Genomic DNA, 5,385 nt, shown 5'->3' on the forward strand with positions numbered 1-5,385 from the left:
GTACGTGATCGGCCGCGTGCCGAACTTCATCGAGCGCGGCCACGTCGCCAGCGTCAACCAGTACGAGCTGCGCGAGGACCACAAGGTCGCCATCACCTATCGCTACCGCGATGGTTTCGGTGAACCGCTGCAGGAAATCCGTGCGCGCGCCAGCGTCGATCCCGACAGTGGCAACCACGGCTGGCGCACCTGGTTCTACCGGGTCGTGCCGACCCATTCGCGGGTACTGGAAGTAGCGCCGGACTATTCCTGGGCGCTGATCGGCTACCCGGGCCGCGAGATGGCCTGGATCTTCGCCCGCACGCCTGACATGGACAAGGCCCTGTACAAGGACCTGGCCGAACGCCTGCGCGACGAGTACGGGGTCAACACCGACAAGCTCAAGCGCGTGCCGCAGCACGCCGAGCAGGTCGGCAAGCTGGGCTACGAAGTACCGAACGTGCGTTGACTGCACACGGTGGTAGTGCCGGCCAGCGGCCGGCACCACCCTGAACGATGCCGGGCGCCGCCCGGCATTCTGTTATCTGCGGCTGTAATGCGCGACCAGGCGGTCGCCCAGCATCTGCAGCAGCTGCACCAGCACCAGCAAAAGGACCACCGTGACCAGCGCCACGTCGGTGTGCGAGCGCTGGTAGCCGTCGCGGAAGGCCAGGTCGCCCAGGCCACCGGAACCGATCGCACCGCCCATCGCGGTGAAGCCGATCAGGGCCACGGTAGTCACCGTGGCACCGGCAATCAGGCCCGGCCGTGCTTCGGGCAGCAGCACGCGGGTGACCAGCTGCCAGGTGGTGGCACCCATTGCCTGGGTCGCCTCGATCACCCCGCGGTCCACTTCACGCAGCGCGGTTTCCACCAGCCGCGCATAGAACGGCGCAGCGCCGATGACCAGCGGCACGATCGCGCCACGCACGCCCAGCGAGGTGCCCATCATGAACAGGGTCACCGGGATCAGCACGATCATCAGGATGATGAAGGGCACCGAGCGCAGCAGGTTCACCACCAGCGCCAGCACGCCGTAGGCAACCGGCCGGCGTTTCAGCTGTGGCGCACCGAACAGGTACAGCAGCACGCCCAGCGGCAGGCCGATGGCCAGGGTCAGCGGCAGCGAACCGGCCAGCATCAGCAGGGTGTCGATGGTGGCCTGGCCGATGTCGGCCCACTTGCCCGCATCCAGGTGACGGAAGAAGCCGCCGGCGGTGGCGATGATCATCGACGCAGTTCCTCAACATGCACGCCGGCAGCCACGAATGCGGCCTGCGCGGCGGACTGGTCACCGCCCACCAGGGCGACGATCAGCTGGCCATACGGGGTGTCCTTGATCCGGTCGATACGCCCGGACAGGATGTTGTAGTCGACCCCGGTCTGCCGCGCGACGCTGCCGAGCAGGGGTTCGTAGGTGTCGGCGCCGAGGAAGGTCAGGCGCACGACACGGCCACCGACCGCGTCGAAGTCGCGGTGCAGGGTGCCCTCGTCCACCTGCTCCGATTCGCTGACGAAACGGCGGGTGGTCGGGTGCTGCGGGTGCAGGAACACCTTCGTTACCGGGCCGGTCTCGACCAGCTGGCCGGCATCGAGCACGGCCACGCGGTCGCAGACGCGACGGATCACGTCCATCTCGTGGGTGATCAGCACGATGGTCAGGCCCAGTTCGCGGTTGATCTTCGACAGCAGCGCCAGCACCGACGCGGTGGTCTGCGGATCGAGCGCGCTGGTGGCCTCGTCGCACAGCAGGATCTGCGGGCGGGTGGCCAGTGCGCGGGCGATGCCCACACGTTGCTTCTGGCCGCCCGACAACTGCGCCGGGTACTTGTCCGCATGCGCCTGCAGGCCCACGGTCTGCAGCAGCTCGGCGACGCGCGCATCGATCTCGGCCTTCGGCGTACCGGCCAGCTCCAGCGGGAAGGCGACATTGCCGGCCACCGTGCGCGAGGACAGCAGGTTGAAGTGCTGGAAGATCATGCCGATCCGGCGGCGCAGCGCGCGCAGGCCTTCCGGATCCAGCGCGGTGACATCTTCGCCGGCGATCAGCAGGCGGCCACCACTGGGCTCCTCCAGGCGGTTGATCATGCGGATCAGCGTCGATTTGCCCGCACCGGAATGACCGATGATGCCGAACACCTCGCCGGCCTCGATGGTCAGGTCCAGCGGCTGCAGCGCGCTGACCGCGCGGCCGGCAACGGCATAGGATTTGTGCAGGCGCTGGAACTCGATCACGGGATCAGCTCACCGGGAGGGCGATGGAAGGGGCGTGCAGCCTACCAGCGCTGGCGCTCGCGCGCCCGCGCCATGGGCCAGAATGTTATTCCTTTTGGTTCTAAGACGCCCGCATCGGCATATCGGCGGCCCCGTCCCCAGCCAGATCGGTTCAGGGATGGTCCAACGGTTTCGGCGGCTCCTGCCGGTTCACCCGTTCGCGGTGCAGCAGGTACAGGCCCGAGGCGACGATGATTGCCGCGCCCGCCCAGATGTAGCCATCGGGCAGCTGTCCCCAGAAGGCCAGGTCCCAGCCGATCACCCAGACCAGGCCGCTGTATTCGAGCGGTGCGATCATCGATGCCTCACCCAACTGGAAGGCCTTGGTCAGCGCGATCTGGCCCAGCGCCCCGGCCAGGCCCATGCCGGCGATCAACGGCGCATGCGCCATCTGCAGCGGCACCCAGCCGGGGATAGCCAGCAGCCCGGCGCCGATGGCCATGATGACCAGGAACCAGACCACCATCGACTGCGAGRTATCGGTGCGGGTCAGCAGGCTGACGGTGATCGCGGCGATGGCATAGGCGGTGGCGGCGGCCAGCACCATCAGGCCCGGCACCGAGATGAAACCGCCCACGCCCGGCCGCAGCACCACCAGCACGCCGACCAGGCCGATGCCGATGGCGACCCAGCGCCGCGGCCCGACCCGCTCGCCCAGCAGCGGCACCGACAGTGCGGCAATCAGCAGCGGCGCGACGAAATAAATGGTGTAGGCGGTGGACAGCGGCAGGTCGCGCAGGGCGAACACGAAGCAGCCGATCATCGCCATGCCCAGCCCGCCGCGCAGCAGGTGCAGCCCCCAGCGGCGCGGGATCAGCGAGCGTGGCCCGGCACTGGCCAACACCCAGACCAGCACGAAGGGCAGCGACGCCGCGCCACGCAGGAAGGTGACCTGCAGCGAGGGATAGCCAGCCGAGAGCTGCTTCATGCCGGCGTCCATCAGCGAGAAACAGGCGACAGCAGCGACCATCCAGGCCACGGCGCGCGAAGGGGAGCGTTGCACGTTCATGGCCCATTATCGCCGACCACGGGCGTTGCCGCCGCGACCGGCGCGATAGAATGGCCGCCACTGATTTCTGCGGAGTAACGCCCATGCCTTCCTTCGACGTTGTGTCCGAAGTCGACACCCACGAACTGACCAATGCGCTCGACCAGGCCAACCGCGAGCTTGCCACCCGTTTCGACTTCAAGGGCGTGGACGCCAAGTTCGAGCGCGACGGCGAAGTGATCACCCAGTCCGCACCGAGCGAGTTCCAGCTCAAGCAGATGAACGACATCCTGCGCGCTCGCCTGGCCGCCCGCAGCATCGACGTGCTCAGCCTGGAATATGGCGACGTGGAAACCAACCTTGCGCAGGCCCGGCAGAAGATCACCGTCAAGCAGGGCATCGAGCAGAAGATCGCCAAGAAGATCGCTGCGGCGCTGAAGGAAGCCAAGCTSAAGGTGGAAWCSCAGATCAACGGCGACAAGCTGCGGGTGATGGGCAAGAAGCGCGACGACCTGCAGGACGCCATCGCCGTGCTGAAGGCCGGCAAGTTCGAACTGCCGCTGCAGTTCAACAACTTCCGCGATTGATCGACACCGCGATGTAGCGCCGGCCTACGTGGCCGGCCTCACTCGCGCAGCAGTTTGTACAGCGTTGTCCGCGAGATGCCGAGCTGGCGTGCGGCGAGGCTGAGGTTGCCTTCGGCGGTATGGGCGGCTCGCCGTGCCGCATTGCGCTGCTGGTCACGCAATGGTGCCGCCTGCACGGGCGCTGCGGCCGTAGCTGGTGAACGTGTCCGTGCGGCGCGCGGTGCCTGCAGATGCTGCAGATGGACCGCACTGCCCTCGCCCAGTCGCACCCGATGCGCAGGGCCGGGCTGCAGCAGTCGACGTCGCTGTGCTGCGCTGGCGCCGGCAAACAGCGTGTCCAGCGAAAGCAGCGGCAGCGGCCCACGCCGCGGCAGGCCGAGCAGGCGCCGGGCGACGCGATTGGCGCAAAGCAACTGGCCGTCTTCCTGCACCGCCAACAGGCCCTGCAGCGGTGATGCCAACCAGCGCGGATCATGCTGCACCGCCAGCAGATGCACATCGCTGAGCGTGTGCATCAAGCGGTTCTCGATGGCCAGCGCTGCCTGCCGGAAATAGCCCTGCAGCAACGCCGGATCGCGTTCCCCCAGCCCAGTGATGTCGATCGCACCGCAGACCTTCCCCTGCAGGTCATGCAGCGGCTCACTCAGGCAGAACACGGGGGCGAACCGCTGCAGATAGTGTTCATTGCCGCGTACCAATGCGGGCAGGTCGTCGGCCAGGCTGACCGCAGGCGCGGTGGTACCGATCTCGGCCTCGCCCAGCCGCCGGCCCACCTGGATCGGCCGCAGCAGCGCTGCATCTTCCAGGCCATGGGCGCGATGCACGATCACCATGCCCTCGCGGTTGGCGCAGAACATCGTCCAGCCACGCGCACCGAACGCGGCCCACAACTGCTCCAGTTCCGGCTGCACGCAACGCGCCAGGCGGCGGTCATCGCGGGACTCCAAGCGGTGTCCGTTGCCCTGCAACGGCGGGTAATACGGCTCCTGCCCGGGGCGCACACCCGCCGCATGCGAGCGCTGCCAGGACTGCTGCAACGGCAAGGGCAGCATCGCCAGCGACTGCACGTCGCCTTCGGCGAAGGCGGCCCTAGCCGCCACCAGCTGCTGTTGCCCGACTGTCGTGGCCATCATGCATGCAGCGTACACCCACACACGCCATGCCCGCGTTACGTGTCAACAACGGAGCGTTTCCATTTCGTTGGGCATTCATCCATGCATGGCGTGGATCTGCGTGTCGACCAAGGTCGACACCCACCAAGAGCAGCCCATGCCGTTTCGACAGATCGCGGGAACCCACGATCACCCCAGCACAGCGCCAAGCCGGGAAATGCGCTTCCATTCTCGTCCGGCATTCATCCACGCATGGCGTGGATCTACGTGTCGACCAAGGTCGACACCCACCAACAGCAGCGTGGTCGACACCCGCCAACAGCCGCGTGCCGACCAACGGTCCCCACCCACCAACAGCAGCGGGAACCCGTCGAAGGCGGGGTGGGTCCGGTTGCGGGGGCGTGAGCGCCATGGATGGCGCGATCGAGCTTACATGGACGTACTT

6 protein-coding genes are annotated in these 5,385 nt (G+C 67.3%); 2 read left to right on the forward strand and 4 right to left on the reverse strand.

The window, feature by feature from the left end; genetic code table 11:
• A partial coding sequence (locus AC1VAN_RS09990; protein ID WP_480985732.1) for a lipocalin family protein occupies nucleotides 1-448 on the forward strand: 448 nt, incomplete at its 5' end.
• Between the two features lie 72 nt (nucleotides 449-520).
• Here AC1VAN_RS09990 and AC1VAN_RS09995 read toward each other — a convergent pair.
• The 3 genes from AC1VAN_RS09995 to AC1VAN_RS10005 form a co-directional block, all read right to left on the reverse strand.
• Nucleotides 521-1,210, reverse strand: coding sequence for a methionine ABC transporter permease (locus AC1VAN_RS09995; protein WP_025877307.1), 690 nt, complete (start codon nucleotides 1,208-1,210; stop codon nucleotides 521-523).
• Nucleotides 1,207-2,214: a methionine ABC transporter ATP-binding protein gene (locus tag AC1VAN_RS10000; protein WP_025877309.1), complete on the reverse strand. Its 1,008-nt coding sequence runs from the start codon at nucleotides 2,212-2,214 to the stop codon at nucleotides 1,207-1,209. Before AC1VAN_RS10000 ends, AC1VAN_RS09995 begins: the two co-directional genes overlap by 4 nt.
• A gap of 151 nt (nucleotides 2,215-2,365) precedes the next feature.
• Nucleotides 2,366-3,262 carry a DMT family transporter gene (locus AC1VAN_RS10005; RefSeq protein WP_480985733.1) on the reverse strand — a complete coding sequence of 299 codons (897 nt, stop codon included), beginning with the start codon at nucleotides 3,260-3,262 and terminating at the stop codon, nucleotides 2,366-2,368.
• An 83-nt stretch (nucleotides 3,263-3,345) separates the two neighbouring features.
• Here AC1VAN_RS10005 and AC1VAN_RS10010 point away from each other — a divergent pair, with 83 nt between their 5' ends.
• Nucleotides 3,346-3,828, forward strand: coding sequence for a YajQ family cyclic di-GMP-binding protein (locus AC1VAN_RS10010; protein WP_480985734.1), 483 nt, complete (start codon nucleotides 3,346-3,348; stop codon nucleotides 3,826-3,828).
• Between the two features lie 38 nt (nucleotides 3,829-3,866).
• Here the strand turns inward: AC1VAN_RS10010 and AC1VAN_RS10015 are convergent, their stop codons facing one another.
• Entirely contained in the window at nucleotides 3,867-4,958 is a 1,092-nt protein-coding gene (locus tag AC1VAN_RS10015) for a helix-turn-helix domain-containing protein (protein ID WP_442252104.1), read from the reverse strand.
• Nucleotides 4,959-5,385: the final 427 nt, after the last annotated feature.

The organism is Stenotrophomonas sp. 05L44_2, from assembly GCF_056665995.1.